This window comes from Bordetella muralis (assembly GCF_054781015.1).
The window spans coordinates 773,861-788,332 of the sequence record NZ_BAAGVF010000006.1 but is presented as its reverse complement, the minus strand read 5'-3'; the positions used below and the strand labels follow the sequence as shown (position 1 = coordinate 788,332).

The following is a 14,472-nucleotide window of genomic DNA, read 5'->3' as shown; positions in this document are numbered from 1 at the left end:
AGCCTTTTGATCTTGTTTTGCTGGCAGCCAGTAACCGCACAACTGATACACCAGCCCACCAGGCACCGGGCATACTGGCTGCGCCTGCCAGTAATCGCCCAAGCCGCGCCGATTATCCGACGGGTAAAGCCAGACTATTTGCGACGACGTGGATGGCGGCGTGCCCGCTGCTTCTCAAGGCGGGGCAAACCGCTGAAACACTGATACCTATGCCATAAAAAAGAGGCTCGGCCATTATGAAGGGAGTATCCGTAGAGTTCGAGTTCGCAAATTTTACTGTTTATATTGTGTCTGCAAGATCGTAAGGCGATATGTGGAAAAGTATGGATACAATTGGCCCCCTTGTCGTGGGCAATGCGTGCACGAAAATCGCTATTTCTTGGGAAATAGGCGAAATCTGCTTTGTTATCTAGCCGGTAATTGCTGCATTTGTTATTAAATAAATGAAAATTATGTAACGAAAACGGCAGCTAATTATAGTTCACGGTCGGTTGGACATTTTTTGTTTCGTGATGTGGTTTCTATACGAAATTTTGAAAATAATTGTCAAGACTGGGGAAATTGTACGGAGATAAAGCAAAACGGGGCTCCTGGAGCCCCGTTTATGTGACCCGGATATCCGGGTTTTGATACTAATGAACGCTTGAGTTACCTAAGAGCGATCAGGCGACATTACTTATAGGCCGTCTTGCTGCCGTCCTTGTGCCAGGTAAAGACCTGGAATTCGAATTCATTCAGATCGCCTTGTTTGTTCCATGACGTTTTGCCGATAGGGGTCTGAAAGGTATTGGCGTGCAGGTACTGCGCGACCTTGGTCGGGTCCGTGCTGCCCGCGCCTTTGATGGCGTCGGCGATGACCTGAGTGGCGGCGTAGGCAGTCAATTGGAATGCTCCGCTGGCATTGCGCTTTTTGCTCTCGAATGCCTTGACGACGTCGGCGTTGGCCGGATTTTGCGTGAAATCGGCGGGCAGGGTCAGCAACATGCCTTCGGCAGCGGGGCCGGCGATAGCGTTGATGTCGGGATTGCCTACACCCTCGGGGCCCATGAATTTGGCTTTGACGCCTTGTTCGGCGGCCTGACGCAGTAGCAGGCCCATTTCGGGGTGGTAACCACCGTAATAGACGAAATCCACATTATTGGATTTCAGTTTGGTGATGACGGCGGAATAGTCGCTGTCGCCCGCGTTAATACCCTCGAAAACCGCGACTTTTGTGCCGGCTTTTTCCAGATCGTTTTTAACGGCGGTGGCGATACCCTGGCCGTAGGATTGCTTGTCGTGCAAAACCGCGACGGTTTTGGGTTTGAGCGTATTCAGAATGAATTTCGCTGCGGCGGGGCCTTGTTGGTCGTCGCGGCCGATTGTGCGGAAAATAAACTCGTAGTTTTTACCGTCGGTCAGGGCAGGGGCCGTGGCCGAGGGCGTCACCATCACCACACCCTCATTGTTGTAGACGTCGGCCGCTGCGATCGTGGCGCCCGAGCAGACGTGGCCAACAACAAAACCGATTTCGTCGTTGACAACGCGGTTGGCTGCGACCGGCCCTTGCTTGGGCTCGCAGCCATCGTCGATGACAACGGTTTCCAATTTCTTGCCATCAACGCCGCCGGCAGCGTTGATCATCTCGACGGCCGTATCGACCCCCTCGCGCACCATGGCGCCGTATTGGGTCACGGGGCCCGTGGTCGGTCCGACAACGCCAATTTTGATGTTCTCTGCCTGTACGCCCGCAGACACCGTGAGGCCTGCCGCGAGGCTCAGCGCAGCCAGTACCGGGCTGAGGCGGAATGTTTGTTTCATAAGGGATCTCCTTGGCTTCGTATTTCGTATTCGGGCGGGGCAGATCGTGTCTATGCACCCGCTCGGTGCAGGGCAAGCATACCTGAAACAAGCACTGGTTTGAGGGGAGAACGGGGGCGTAAATCGCCTTGCGCAGGGCAGGGAAATCCCGTATCAACGAAAACGATCCGTCGGTATTCGCTTCGCGCTCCACCACCGTACCGGTAAAAAGTCGCTGGGCCCAGAAGACGATGAAGGGACGGTGAAGGCCGCGCTATATGCAAATCCGCATATATACAAAAGACAATTTATTCGTTTGCCATCATAAGGCTGCGCGGCATCATATCCGCCATGAGATTCCAACCGATTATCGTTCCGGGCTGGAAAGATTCCGGCCCCGGCCATTGGCAAACGCGCTGGGCGCATTGTTTACCGCATGCACAGCGCGTGCAGCAGCCTGATTGGGACAATCCCGATCCGGCAGTTTGGCATGCGACGGTGGCTGCGTATGTCGACCGTGCGGCGTGTCCTGTGCTGTTGATCGCCCATAGCCTGGGGTGCCTGGCGTCTGTGAGCCTGCCGGTTCCATTGCGAGCCAAGGTCGCAGGCGCGCTGCTGGTGGCGCCGCCTGATGTTGAACGCTACAGCGTGCCGGATTGCATACGCGTGTTTGGCCCGGTCCCACTGCATTCGCTGCCATTCCAATCTGTCGTTGTTGCCAGCGATGATGATCCGTACTGCGGACTGGACCGAGCGCGACAGTTTGCGTCGGCGTGGGGAAGCCGTTTCGAGGTTCTCTCTGGCGCGGGGCATATCAATACAGAAAGCGGCTTTGGGGATTGGCCTCACGGTTTGAAGCTGCTCACCGCGCTGCGCCGTCGAGCCATCTGGCGTGTCGCTGCGCCGCTACCTCGCGTCTCGCGCGTGCAGGAGTCTGTGGCGTTGCCTTGATATTGGGTAGTCGGGTTTGAATAACCGTGTGTTTAGTAGTTCAGGTTTTCAGTTGTGGCTGGTTTGGATGGCCTGCTGAAGGGGGGCGCTGAGCGTTGCAGTGTGGGCAGGATGGGGGATCGAGTGCTATTGGACGTCGAGGCGGGGCAGTGACCGTGTTGGCGCTTCACGGAGTCGGTCGGCCGCCTTCGCGTCCGACTGCCGCATCGCTCGTCTCGTCCGGCCCCTTCGGGCCTGCCTACGACTTCCGCTCGCGCGACTCCGAGGCGCGCCAACACGGTCACTGCCCCGCCTCGACTCGCAGCATCTCTGATTCCCTCCGTCGCTGGCACGGTTGGTCTTCGTAGGCACTGGCGTTTGAAAGGATGAGGATCTTGCAGCGCTGCTATGCATGGGCGCCTACGGGCGCGCCCATGCATAGCGTTCGTGATTGGCATGCGAAGGCTGTGGCATCGGGAATGAACAGAAGATCTCTCGAGCTACGATTTTGTTATACCTAGAGCTGAGCTACGCATCATCTTCGCATGCATCGACGCTAGCCAAGCAGATCTTCCAACCTGGCACCACGCCACCCCGCCGCATGCCCGGACCGATCGCTTGAGGTGAGCGCGCTGGGCGCTCGCCGAAAGCAGCCCTGCAAGATCTTCCTCTTTGCCAACACGGCAGCATAAAAATGCCAAGCAAAACAACCGTGCCAGCGATGTGATGAGCTTGAGTGACTGCGAGTCGAGCCGAGGCAATCGGGCCGTGAGGGCGCCTCAAAGCCGAGTGGAGCGGATGTCGAAGGGAGCGCGAAGGCGCGGACGAGACGAGCGAACACGGTGTCCGGCGCCCGCGCGCCGGACCGGCTTTGTGAAGCCCTCACGGCCCGATTGCCTCGGCTCGACGTCCAATAAGCACACCCCCCTAGGCCCATCCAAACCGCCAACGAATTTCAACCCATACGATTTAGCCGATAACAAGACCCTCACCGGGATAACCCGATAGTTGAATCGTCGATTGCTCTGCTAATAATGATCAATTAAGATGGTTTCACACTATCACAGAGCGTCTGTTGTTATTTCAAAATGAGGGTGCAAGTACACATTGCGCCCCTATCGTAGCTGACCGGATCCGGCATCCGCCGGGCATTCCACGAAGGACCTGGAGACAATACGATGAGGAAACATCGCTTGCTTGGATGGGCGTTAGCGCTGTGCGCTTTTTCTCCGCTGGCATACGCGGATTGGCCTGAAAGGCCTATCACGATGTATGTGGCGTGGGGAGCAGGAGGAGGCACCGATGCCACGGCGCGCATCATCGCCTCGCTGCTGGAAAAGGAATTGGGCCAACCCGTCAACGTCGTCAATCGCACGGGTGGTAACGGGGTCGTGGGACATGCAGCGATTGCCAAGGCCCGGCCTGACGGCTACACATTGGGCATGTTGACGGTCGAGATTGCGATGATGAAGCATCTGGGCCTGACGTCTCTGTCGCCAGCGGACTATACGCCGCTCGGCTTGATGAACGTGGATCCCGCTGCAGTTTCCGTCAGCGCCTCGTCTTCGTACAAAACGATGGGCGATTTGATGGAGGCGATCAAGGCGAATCCCGGCAAGCTCAAGGCATCAGGCACTGGCCAGGGTGGTATCTGGCACATAGCGATTGCTGGTCTGCTCAAGACTGCAGGCCTGGATCCGGCGGCGGTCCCGTTTGTGCCATCCAACGGCGCGGCGCCGGCCATGCTGGAATTGGCCTCTGGTGGTATCGACATCGTGCCGACCTCCTTGCCCGAAGCGCGTCCGATGATCGACGCCGGTAAAGCGAAACCGTTGGCGGTGATGGCCGACAAGCGCGAGGCTTTGTATCCCGATGTGCCGACGCTGAAAGAGTCGATCGGCGTGGATTGGAAAATCGGTGTGTGGCGCGGCATCGCGGGCCCCAAGGGCCTGCCCGACGATGTCACCAAGCGGATGGTGCAAGCGCTCGACAAGATCAATCACAGCAAGGAATTCCAGGACTTCATGAAGCAACGCGGCTTTGGTGTCGGCTGGGCGGGCGGCGCCGAGTACGGCACATTCATGCAACGTTCGATGGATGATTTCGGGCAAGTAATTTCCGCGATTGGCATGGCGCGCCCCGCACCGCAATAGCCAATCGGGATCGTTGCCGCATCGCATTCCCCGGCCCGCCGTGTAGGCCGGGGTGTCGAACCCCCTCGTTTAGAAGAGGTCCCATGAAATTCGACGATATTCGAATTGGGATTGTGCTGGGCGTTTTCTCTGTATTTGTTTTCGCCGTAGCGCGCACGTTTCCCGTCATTCCTGGCCAACAATTTGGCGCGAGTCTGTTTCCGACGCTGATTTCGATAGGCCTGTTTATTTGTTCCGTGTTGCTGGTGATCCAGGGATGGCGCGCGCGCCGTGCGGGGGCTGTGCGTGCGGGCTGGCCCGCGTGGCTGCGTGATCCGATGGCGGTGCTGCGCTTTCTGATGGTGCCGATTTCTCTGGTGTTTTATTTCATGGCCGCGGACTGGCTGGGATTTCTGCCTTGCTCGTTTTTGCTGCTGCTGGTGATGCAGCGCTTGTTTGGCGTGCGTTGGCGGCGCGCGTTGATGGTGGCGTTGATCGTCTCGCTCGTCATTCATGTGATGTTCTACAGTGTGCTGCACGTGCCATTGCCGTGGGGTCTGCTCGAACCGTTGGCGTGGTGACATCATGGCATCTGAACATATCTACCAGGCATTGTTGCAGGTAGCCGACCCGTTTGTGTTGAGCGTGATTTTTCTGTCTGCGATATTCGGCCTGTTTGTGGGGGCGGTGCCCGGCCTGAGCGCGACGATGGCAGTCGCGCTGCTGGTGCCGATCACGTTTTTCATGGACCCGATTCCGGCCATCGCGATGATGGTGACAGCCACGGCGATGGCGATCACGTCCGGGGATATTCCGGGCTGCCTTTTGCGCATACCGGGTACGCCGTCGTCGGCCGCCTATACCGACGAGGCCTACGCCATGACGCGGCGAGGGTTGGCGGACCAGGCCTTGGGTGCGAGCATTGTGTTCTCGTGTATCGGCGGGCTGTTTGGCACGTTCGTGTTGATCACGTGCGCGCCGCTGCTGGCCGATTTCGCATTGAACTTCACGTCCTACGAGTTTTTCTGGCTGGTGGTGCTGGGCCTGTCGTGTGCGATATTCATTTCGCCATCGAGCACGCTGCGCGGTTTTGTGTCGTTGCTGATCGGATTGTTGCTGGCCTGTGTGGGGATGAACAATCCCGCAGCGTACCCGCGTTTCACGTTCGGCAACGATGACATGCTCAATGGCGTGACGCTGTTGCCGATGATGGTGGGGATGTTTGCGGTGTCCGAGGTGCTGCGTTATGCCACGGATGTCAGTCAGCGTCCGGTGGATATCAAAGGGCGCATCGGCAATATTTTTACGGGCATGGGCGGGTTGATGCGCAAGTATCCTGCCAGCGTCGCGCGCGGCAGTGTGCTGGGAACGGTGGTGGGAATTCTGCCGGGCGCTGGCGCAGATATTGCGGCCTGGATGTCGTACGGAATCAGCAAGCGGTTTTCGCGCGAACGCGAGAAATTCGGCACGGGCCACGTGGAGGGAATTGTCGAGGCAGGGGCGGCAAATAATTCGGCGTTGGCAGGGGCGTGGATTCCTGCGCTGGTGTTCGGGATCCCGGGGGATTCCATTACGGCCATCGTGATCGGCGTGTTGTACATGAAGAACATGACGCCTGGGCCGATGATTTTTACCAATAGCCCGGTCGAGATGTATGCCGTTTTCACCGTGTTTGTGTTGGCGAACCTCATTATGTTGCCCTTGGGTTATCTCGTGGTGAAGACGGCCAAGCAGGTGCTGAATGTGCCGCGTAATGTGCTGATGCCTATCATTCTGCTATTTTGTATCGTAGGCACCTTTGCCATCAATAACAGTGTGTTTGAGGTGCTGGTGATGCTGGTGATGGGGGTGCTCGCGTACCTGATGGAGGAAAATGACTTTCCGATCGCGCCCGCCGTGCTAGGGGTGGTGCTGGGCGGGATGCTCGAAGAGCATTTCGTTTTTTCGATGATCAAGGCCGATGGAAACTTCTGGGCCTTCTTCAGCCGTCCGATTGCTTGCGGGTTGGGTGTTCTGGCAATCCTGGTTTGGTTGATCCCGCTGTGCAAAGGCGTATATCGCATGTCTACGGATAAAAGGAGCGTGACGGCATGACTCAAGGCGACGTTGGGGTTTATGAGGCTGCCGCGCTGCGGGAGTTTGCCGAGCGGGTGCTGGTGCAGGCCGGGATGCGGAACGATATCGCGACTACCGTGGCAGAGGTCCTGGTCGAGGGCGATTTGCTGGGCCACACGACGCACGGTCTGGCGTTGTTGGCGCCTTATGCCGCCGACCTGCAACAAGGCCGCATGGCCAATGAGGGCGAGCCAGAGGTCCTGTCCGACAAAGAGGCCTCAGTGTTGTGGGATGGCCGGCGGTTGCCGGGTCCCTGGCTGGTTTGCCGCGCGATTGATGAATTGCTGCCGCGCGCGCGCCGTTTCGGTTCGGCAACCCTGGTCATCCGGCGCAGCCACCATATTGCCTGCCTGGCCAGCTATCTGCTGCGCGCCGTTCAGCAAGACATGCTGATCGTGCTGGCATCATCCGACCCTGCTGCGCGCAGTGTGGCGCCTTTTGGCGGCACTCAGGCCGTGTTTACCCCCAACCCCATTGCGGCAGGTATTCCTGCAGCATCGCCGTTGCTGATTGACATCTCTGCTTCGATCACGACCAACGGTATGTCCGCACGGTTGGCGCAGCAGGGCAAGCAGTTCGACGAGGCGTGGTTGATCGACGCCCAGGGGCATCCCACGCGTGATCCGTCAGTCTTGTTTGCGCAGCCGCCGGGCACTATCTTGCCTGTGGGCGGGATTTCCGCGGGACACAAAGGCTATGGTCTGGCGTTGCTGATCGAGGCATTGACGGGCGGATTGGGGGGGTATGGCCGCGCCGACGGCGCCGAGGGATGGGGGGCTACGGTGTATTTGACACTGCATGACACAACGGGTTTTGGCGGCAAAGAAGACTTTCATCGACAGATGAATTGGCTGGCCCAGCAATGCCGCGAGAATCCGCCTCGGGCCGGCGTGGACGCGGTGCGATTGCCGGGTGATAGGGGGCTGGCATTGCGGGCGCAGCAACTCAGTCACGGTGTATCCCTGGATCCCACGATCGTGCCCGCGTTGCACAAGTTGTCCGAGGCGTGGTCTGTGCCGATGCCATCAGCGATTCAGGCGCATACCGCTCGCCATGCCTAGAGGCTGATCACAGACGCTGAGGGATTCTCCGCCCCAATCAGATCCGCCGCCCGGTCTGCACGTCGAACCAGTGCAGGGCATGGCGGCCGTCCGAACCCAGTTGAATGGCGTCACCAGGTTTAAGCGGCGTGGCGGCCAACAGACTGGTGGGACAGCGGACCACGATAGGTGATTGACCGCAGCGCGCGTGCAAGAGCTGTTCCGAGCCCAGGGTTTCGATCATTTCAACTTCGGCGGGGATGCCTTGGTTATTGAGATCGATGTGTTCGGGACGTATGCCCAGGATGACGGGGCGGCCACGCACGGCGGCGGGGACTTGGTCTGCAGGGATTTGCAGCGTGATGCCGTCTTGAGTCTGGACGCTGCCCTCGGCGGTGGTGGTGACGGTGATCAGGTTCATGGGTGGCGACCCGATGAAGCCTGCGACAAAGGTGGAGGCGGGCTTTTCGAAAACCTCCATGGGCGTCCCGATCTGTTCGGGCACGCCCTGATTCATGACGATCATGCGGTGGGCGAGAGTCATGGCCTCGACTTGATCGTGCGTCACGTAGAGGCTGGTGGTGCCCAGGCGCCGATGCAGTTTCATGATTTCCAGACGCATGGCCACGCGCAGTTTGGCGTCCAGATTGGATAAGGGTTCGTCGAATAGAAAGACTTTGGGCTCGCGCACGATGGCGCGGCCCATGGCAACGCGCTGGCGTTGACCGCCGGACAGTTGTCGCGGGCGGCGGTCGAGCAGTTTTTCGAGCTCCAGGATTTTCGCAGCGGCGTCGACGCGTTTGCGTATGTCGTCCTTGGAGAATTTGCGGATCTTCAGGCCGTAGGCCATGTTGTCGAACACGCTCATGTGCGGGTAGAGCGCGTAGTTCTGGAACACCATGGCGATGTCGCGTTCGGCCGGCTCGAGTTGATTGACGACGTTGCCGTCGATCAGGATCTCGCCGCTGGTGACAGTTTCCAGGCCGGCGACCATGCGCATCAGGGTGGATTTTCCGCAGCCGGACGGGCCGACGATGACGATGAATTCGCCGTCTTTTACGTCTGCGTCGATGCCGTGGATGACGGCGACGTTGCCGGCATAGGTTTTCTTGACGTTGCGAAAGCTCAGGGTTGCCATGAGATGTTCTTTGCGTAAGCGGCTGCCCGGATGAGGGGCGGCACGGTTATTTTTCGGTGTCGACCAAGCCTTTGACGAACCACTTTTGCATCAGGATCACGACCAGTACCGGCGGGATCATGGCCAATAGCGCGGTGGCCATGGTGATGTTCCACTCGGTGACGCTGTCGCCGCCGCTGATCATGCGTTTGATGCCGATGACCACCGGATACATGTCTTCTTGGGTGGTGATGAGCAGCGGCCAGAGGTATTGGTTCCAGCCATAGATGAACTGGATGACAAAGAGGGCGGCGATGCTGGTGCGCGATAGCGGCAACAGCACGTCGCGGAAAAATCGCAGCGGGCTGGCGCCGTCGATGCGCGCGGCTTCGACGAGCTCATCGGGAACGGTCAGAAAGAACTGGCGGAACAGGAACGTCGCGGTGGCCGAGGCGATGAGCGGCAGCGTCAGGCCGGCATAGCTATTGAGCAATCCCAGGTCCGCGACGACTTTGTAGGTAGGCGCGATGCGGACTTCGACGGGCAGCATCAGGGTGACGAAAATCATCCAGAAAAAGAACATGCGTCCCGGAAAGCGGAAATACACAACGGCAAAAGCCGAGAGTAATGAGATGGCGATTTTGCCCAGCGAGATGGCCAGCGCCATGATCAAGCTGACATACAGCATGCTGCCCACGCCAGCGTTGGTCAGCGCGCGCGTGTAGTTCTCGACGAAGTGCGGGCCGGGCAGCAGCGACATCGGTGCGGCGGCGACTTCTTGGGCGGTCTGGGTCGAGGCGACAAACGTCACATACAGCGGAAAGGCGACCAGCGCTACTCCGCACAGCAGGATGATGTGAGCCAGGATGTCCAGCCAGGGACGGCGTTCAACCATGATGCGTAGCCTTTTTGATCAGTACTGGACTTTGCGGTCGATGTAACGGAACTGCACGACCGTGAGCGCCACGACGATAGCCATCAGCACGACGGACTGTGCGGCGGAGGAACCCAGGTCCAGGCCGTTGAAGGCGTCGCTGTAGACTTTGTAGACCAGGATGGAGGTGGACGTGCCGGGGCCGCCTTGCGTGGTGGTATCGATCACAGCAAACGTGTCGAAGAACGCATAGATGACGTTGACGACCAGCAGAAAGAACGTGGTCGGCGACAGCAGCGGAAAGACGATGGTCCAGAACCGGCGCGTAGGCGAGGCGCCATCGATCGCAGCGGCCTCGATCAACGAGCGCGGAATGGATTGCAGGCCAGCCAGGAAAAACAGGAAGTTGTACGAGATCTGTTTCCAGACAGCGGCAATGAGCACGAGCATCATGGCCTGATCGCCGTCCAGGCGCGGATTCCAGCCGATGCCCATTTTGCCGAGCGCGACGGCCAGGATGCCGACCGATGGAGAAAACAGGAATAGCCACAGCACGCCGACGACGGCAGGCGCGACGGCGTAGGGCCAGATCAGCAGGGTTTTGTACAGGCCCGCACCGCGGATCACGCGATCGGCCATGACCGCCAGCAAGAGCGAAACTGCCAGCCCGACAAAGGCCACCAGCGCCGAGAATACGGCGGTGACGCGGAAAGATTCCAGATACGCGGTCTGGTTGAATAGATCAACGAAATTGTCCAGGCCGACGAATTCGGTGGACAGACCGAAGACATCCTGTAACTGTGTCGATTGCCACAGGGCCTGGCCCGCAGGCCAGAAAAAGAACACCAGCGTGACCGCAATCTGCGGCGCCAGTAATAGGTAAGGCAGGGTCTTGTGTCGGAAGACGACGCGTTTTTCCATGAGGCAAGCCCTGGTCAGCTAGCAAAAAGGTCTGTCAAAAGACCTGCCAATGTAATTTGGAAATACATATCATCGCAAAAAAAAGCGGCGGCTTTCATGAGGAAAGCCGCCGTGATGACGGATTTTACTTCACGCTCTTTTCGAATTTTTCGAGCAACTCGTCGCCGCGCGTAACCATAGTCTTGATGCCGTCTTGGGCGCTGGTCTTGCCGGAAACGATGCGTTCGATTTCCTGGTCTTCGATCTCACGGATTTGCGGCAGGTAGCCCAGGCGCAGGCCGCGCGATTGCGCGGTCGTCTGGACGTTCAGCTGTTTGACGCCGACTTCCGTACCCGGGTTCTTGTCGTAGTAACCGGATTTTTTGGTTTGCTCGTAAGCGGCGACGGTGACGGGCACATAGCCGGTCTGCTGGTGCCAGCGAGCGGCGATTTCGGGGCTGGCCAGGAAATGGAAGAACTTGGTCACGCCCTTGTAGACCTCGGGCGATTTCTTGGCAAAGACCCACAGCGATGCGCCGCCGATGATGGTGTTTTGCGGTGCGCCCTTGACGTCGGCGTAGTAGGGCAGGGTCGAGGTGCCGAATTCGAATTTGGCGTTCTTGGCGATGTTGGCGCGCAGACCGCTGGAGCCCGTGATCATGGCGCATTTGCCGCCGATGAACAGCGAGTTGGGCTGGTCGCCGCGGCCGCCATACATAAAGATGCCTTCTTTGGCGAGCTTGGCCAGGTTTTCCAGATGGCGCACGTGCAGCGGCGTGTCGATCGCCAGACGGGCGTCCAGTCCGCCAAAGCCGTTGTCTTTGGTGGCGTAGGGCACGTTATGCCAGGCCGACAGCGTTTCCAGCTGGACCCAGGACGGCCAGGACGTGGTGTAGCCGCATTCTTGGCCGGCGGCCTTCAGTTTCTGGCCGGCATCCGCGAGCTCTTCCCAGGTCTTGGGCGGCTTTTCGGGGTCGAGGCCGGCTTTCTTGAAGGCGTCTTTGTTGTAGTAGAACACCACCGTCGAGCTGTTGAACGGCATGGAGATGAGTTTGCCGTCTTGCGACGAGTAGTAGCCTGCCACCGCGCCGATAAAGGCTTTGGGATCCAGTGGCTCGCCGGCTTCTTCGGACATCTCCTGGACTGGCTTGACGGCGCCCTTGGCGTACATCATGGTGGCCGTGCCGACCTCGAATACCTGCAGAATGTCGGGGGCATTGCCGGCGCGGAACGCGGCGATACCGGCGTTCATAGACTCGCCGTAGTTGCCTTTGTAGACAGCATTGACTTTGTAGTCGGGGTTTTTCTTGTTGAACTCCTGGACGAGCTCATTGACGCGTTCACCCAGCGCACCTTCCATTGAGTGCCAGAATTGGATTTCCGTCGCGGCGTATGCCGAGGTCGCGGCAAAGGCCGTCATTAGTGCGGCAAAGGTGAGGGCTAGGCGTTGCGGTCTCATGGATTTGTTCTCCGGTTGCGTGCGTAGTGGGGGCCAAGGGTATTGGGCCGCAATGAACACGACACCTTATGTATGGGATGTGACAGAGTTGTGACTTTTACACCACTGGGGGGCGCTGTCAAATATCTGTCGTAGTTTGTGTGAAACGATGCAGCGAACGGGGCGGTGCGGGAACGGGCGGCAGCGCAACAATCGACGCTGATAAGCAGGCGCGCTTCATCCATTTCGCGTGGCCGCGTGGTGAGGCAGCTGTTATCGGACGCCGCAGCGCGGCTGATCGCAGCCCTGCGGATCCAGAGGCTCGGGCCGCGCCAGATTCCACATCAACGCTCGGAAAGGCGCGAGCATGCTGACGTTGACAAGCAGTTTGATGGCCAGATCGCCAAGCATCCAGGTCACCCACGGCGTCCCGGTCGCAGCAAAGGCGACGCTGAAAAACACGGCGGTATCGAGCAGGGCGCCGACAGTGCCTGACAGCAGCGGCGCGCGCCACCAGCGCTGATCGCGCAGCCGGTCAAAGACCTGGATGTCGGCCAGTTGTGCGCAGATATAGGCCAGCCCAGAGGCCATGGCGATACGGGGTGACGCCAGCCAGATCGATACGGCGAGCGCCAGGGCGAAACCTACCCAGGCGACGCGGCGCGCGGCGCTCGGGCCAAAACGGCGATTCAGGACATCAGTGACCAGAAACGCGATCGGATATGACAGTCCGCCCCAGGTCAGCCAGTCGTTGAGCGGTACCTGGACGAGGACGTTGGAGCCGACGACGATCAGGCCCATGCAAAAGACGGCCACGGCGAATTGGCCGGGCGTCATGGCCTGGAAATGGCGGGATGTGGGCGGCAGGGCCGAGCTGGTACTGTTCAAACCGGGCCTAGGGGTGTTGATGTTCATTGCTTGCATGGAGGTACCCAACATCGCGACGTTGGATACCCCCTGGACCTTATTTGCCGAATTCGTCGGCGAGTTCTCGCGAGCGCTGCGCTGCGGCTTCGAGAGCCTGACGCACGATGCCGCGCAGGTCGGCTTGCTCAAACACCTGCAATGCAGCAGCAGTGGTGCCGCCTTTGGAGGTGACGCGTTCGCGCAATACTGAGGGCGAATCGGTGGCCTGCTCAGCGAGCTTGGTGGCGCCAGCCAGGGTGCCCAGGGCCAATTGATGGGCCTGGTCAGGGCTGAGGCCGACGGCCACGCCGCCCGCAATCAGGGACTCGAGAAACAGGAAGACGTACGCGGGGCCGCTGCCGGACAGTGCGGTGACCGCATCCAGGGCGGCATCGTCTGCCACCCACACAACCTGGCCTACCGAAGCCAACAGGCTTTCGGCCAAGGTGCGGCCCGCATCATCGACGCCGGGCAGGGCGGTCAGGCCAGAGACGCCCGCACCGACCAATGCCGGCGTATTGGGCATGCAGCGCACCAGATTTTGCCAAGGCTGGCCGGCCTCGCCCAGCCATTCGGCCAAGGTGTCGGCTCGGATGCCGGCGGCCACGCTGATAATCAGGGTATCCGGCTGCAACCACTGGCGTGTCGCGGCGACGGCATCGCGCAACTGTTGAGGTTTCACGGCATAGAGCCAGACTTTGCAGGCGCGCAGCGCCTCGTCTGGCGTGCTGGCAGCTGTCGCACCGCGCTGGCGCCAGGCATTTTGTACGTCGGCGTTAGGGTCGACAACATGCAGATTGCCGGCAGGGCAGGTTTTTCCGGCGAGCCCGCTGGCCAGCGCCGAAGCCATGTTGCCGCCACCGATAAAAGCGATAGAGAGGTCGTGATTCATGGCGTGATTGTAGCTGTCAGGCAGAAATATGGGCATGAGACGTCGGTGTTTTCCAGGAGTATTCATTATTTGCAAGCTTGGCGTAAGTAAGCTGTTGAATACTTGCGCGCCTCTTTTTCCCAGGGCAGCAGGGGAATTCGGTAATGAATCAGCTGTGTGCGCAATTCCTCGCAAATAGGCGGCGCACCATGGCGAGATTGCTGTGATGTGTCCCTGAATATGCGACGCTATGCGATATTGGGGATTACACGCAGTGACAGGGTGTCAGGCAGCTTTCAGAATACCGCCCACGCTGTACTTTTGCCCAAGAAGCCGGCAATGCACGTCTGAGGCCGCCGGGTATCCCCCG

General features: G+C 59.3%; 12 protein-coding genes. 5 read left to right on the top strand and 7 right to left on the bottom strand.

Annotated elements, in window-relative coordinates; all coding sequences use genetic code 11:
* Window positions 1-672 precede the first annotated feature (672 nt).
* Window positions 673-1,800 (bottom strand): branched-chain amino acid ABC transporter substrate-binding protein, encoded by a 1,128-nt coding sequence (locus ACYVIT_RS14660; RefSeq protein ID WP_415807193.1) that lies wholly within the window; start codon window positions 1,798-1,800, stop codon window positions 673-675.
* Window positions 1,801-2,130: 330 nt separating this feature from the next.
* On the opposite strand from ACYVIT_RS14660, the gene ACYVIT_RS14655 reads away from it, so the two are divergent.
* The 5 genes from ACYVIT_RS14655 (at window position 2,131) to ACYVIT_RS14635 (ending at window position 8,017) form a co-directional block, all read left to right on the top strand.
* Window positions 2,131-2,730 carry an RBBP9/YdeN family alpha/beta hydrolase gene (locus ACYVIT_RS14655; protein WP_415807192.1) on the top strand — a complete coding sequence of 200 codons (600 nt, stop codon included), beginning with the start codon at window positions 2,131-2,133 and terminating at the stop codon, window positions 2,728-2,730.
* 1,157 nt (window positions 2,731-3,887) lie between these two features.
* Entirely contained in the window at window positions 3,888-4,862 is a 975-nt protein-coding gene (locus tag ACYVIT_RS14650) for a tripartite tricarboxylate transporter substrate binding protein (protein WP_415807837.1), read from the top strand.
* Window positions 4,863-4,945: 83 nt separating this feature from the next.
* A complete protein-coding gene (locus ACYVIT_RS14645) occupies window positions 4,946-5,422 on the top strand; it encodes a tripartite tricarboxylate transporter TctB family protein (protein WP_415807836.1) in 477 nt (158 codons plus the stop codon).
* 4 nt (window positions 5,423-5,426) lie between these two features.
* Complete coding sequence (locus ACYVIT_RS14640; protein WP_415807835.1) at window positions 5,427-6,935, top strand: tripartite tricarboxylate transporter permease; 1,509 nt, start codon at window positions 5,427-5,429, stop codon at window positions 6,933-6,935.
* Window positions 6,932-8,017 (top strand): Ldh family oxidoreductase, encoded by a 1,086-nt coding sequence (locus ACYVIT_RS14635; protein WP_460478217.1) that lies wholly within the window; start codon window positions 6,932-6,934, stop codon window positions 8,015-8,017. Before ACYVIT_RS14640 ends, ACYVIT_RS14635 begins: the two co-directional genes overlap by 4 nt.
* 37 nt (window positions 8,018-8,054) lie before the next feature.
* Here ACYVIT_RS14635 and ACYVIT_RS14630 read toward each other — a convergent pair whose 3' ends face one another.
* From ACYVIT_RS14630 to proC, 6 genes are all read right to left on the bottom strand, one after another.
* Entirely contained in the window at window positions 8,055-9,134 is a 1,080-nt protein-coding gene (locus tag ACYVIT_RS14630) for a sn-glycerol-3-phosphate import ATP-binding protein UgpC (RefSeq protein ID WP_415807834.1), read from the bottom strand.
* Window positions 9,135-9,180: 46 nt separating this feature from the next.
* A complete protein-coding gene (ugpE, locus tag ACYVIT_RS14625) occupies window positions 9,181-10,008 on the bottom strand; it encodes a sn-glycerol-3-phosphate ABC transporter permease UgpE (protein WP_094821548.1) in 828 nt (275 codons plus the stop codon).
* 18 nt (window positions 10,009-10,026) lie between these two features.
* Complete coding sequence (gene ugpA / locus ACYVIT_RS14620) at window positions 10,027-10,908, bottom strand: sn-glycerol-3-phosphate ABC transporter permease UgpA (RefSeq protein WP_094838047.1); 882 nt, start codon at window positions 10,906-10,908, stop codon at window positions 10,027-10,029.
* Window positions 10,909-11,032: 124 nt separating this feature from the next.
* Complete coding sequence (ugpB, locus tag ACYVIT_RS14615) at window positions 11,033-12,346, bottom strand: sn-glycerol-3-phosphate ABC transporter substrate-binding protein UgpB (RefSeq protein WP_415807833.1); 1,314 nt, start codon at window positions 12,344-12,346, stop codon at window positions 11,033-11,035.
* A gap of 252 nt (window positions 12,347-12,598) precedes the next feature.
* Window positions 12,599-13,162, bottom strand: coding sequence for a queuosine precursor transporter (locus ACYVIT_RS14610; RefSeq protein ID WP_415807923.1), 564 nt, complete (start codon window positions 13,160-13,162; stop codon window positions 12,599-12,601).
* A 127-nt stretch (window positions 13,163-13,289) separates the two neighbouring features.
* Window positions 13,290-14,123, bottom strand: a complete 834-nt coding sequence (gene proC / locus ACYVIT_RS14605) for a pyrroline-5-carboxylate reductase (RefSeq protein WP_415807922.1) — start codon at window positions 14,121-14,123, stop codon at window positions 13,290-13,292.
* Between the last annotated feature and the right edge of the window lie 349 nt (window positions 14,124-14,472).

What these genes read in the sequence shown, in the direction of transcription:
- proC (WP_415807922.1), bottom strand. Translation starts at nt 14,123, where the DNA reads ATGAATCACGACCTCTCTATCGCTTTTATCGGTGGCGGCAACATGGCT.
- ugpE (WP_094821548.1), bottom strand. Translation starts at nt 10,008, where the DNA reads ATGGTTGAACGCCGTCCCTGGCTGGACATCCTGGCTCACATCATCCTG.
- ACYVIT_RS14630 (WP_415807834.1), bottom strand. Translation starts at nt 9,134, where the DNA reads ATGGCAACCCTGAGCTTTCGCAACGTCAAGAAAACCTATGCCGGCAAC.
- ugpB (WP_415807833.1), bottom strand. Translation starts at nt 12,346, where the DNA reads ATGAGACCGCAACGCCTAGCCCTCACCTTTGCCGCACTAATGACGGCC.
- ACYVIT_RS14640 (WP_415807835.1), top strand. Translation starts at nt 5,427, where the DNA reads ATGGCATCTGAACATATCTACCAGGCATTGTTGCAGGTAGCCGACCCG.
- ACYVIT_RS14645 (WP_415807836.1), top strand. Translation starts at nt 4,946, where the DNA reads ATGAAATTCGACGATATTCGAATTGGGATTGTGCTGGGCGTTTTCTCT.
- ACYVIT_RS14635 (WP_460478217.1), top strand. Translation starts at nt 6,932, where the DNA reads ATGACTCAAGGCGACGTTGGGGTTTATGAGGCTGCCGCGCTGCGGGAG.
- ACYVIT_RS14610 (WP_415807923.1), bottom strand. Translation starts at nt 13,162, where the DNA reads ATGACGCCCGGCCAATTCGCCGTGGCCGTCTTTTGCATGGGCCTGATC.
- ACYVIT_RS14655 (WP_415807192.1), top strand. Translation starts at nt 2,131, where the DNA reads ATGAGATTCCAACCGATTATCGTTCCGGGCTGGAAAGATTCCGGCCCC.
- ugpA (WP_094838047.1), bottom strand. Translation starts at nt 10,908, where the DNA reads ATGGAAAAACGCGTCGTCTTCCGACACAAGACCCTGCCTTACCTATTA.
- ACYVIT_RS14650 (WP_415807837.1), top strand. Translation starts at nt 3,888, where the DNA reads ATGAGGAAACATCGCTTGCTTGGATGGGCGTTAGCGCTGTGCGCTTTT.
- ACYVIT_RS14660 (WP_415807193.1), bottom strand. Translation starts at nt 1,800, where the DNA reads ATGAAACAAACATTCCGCCTCAGCCCGGTACTGGCTGCGCTGAGCCTC.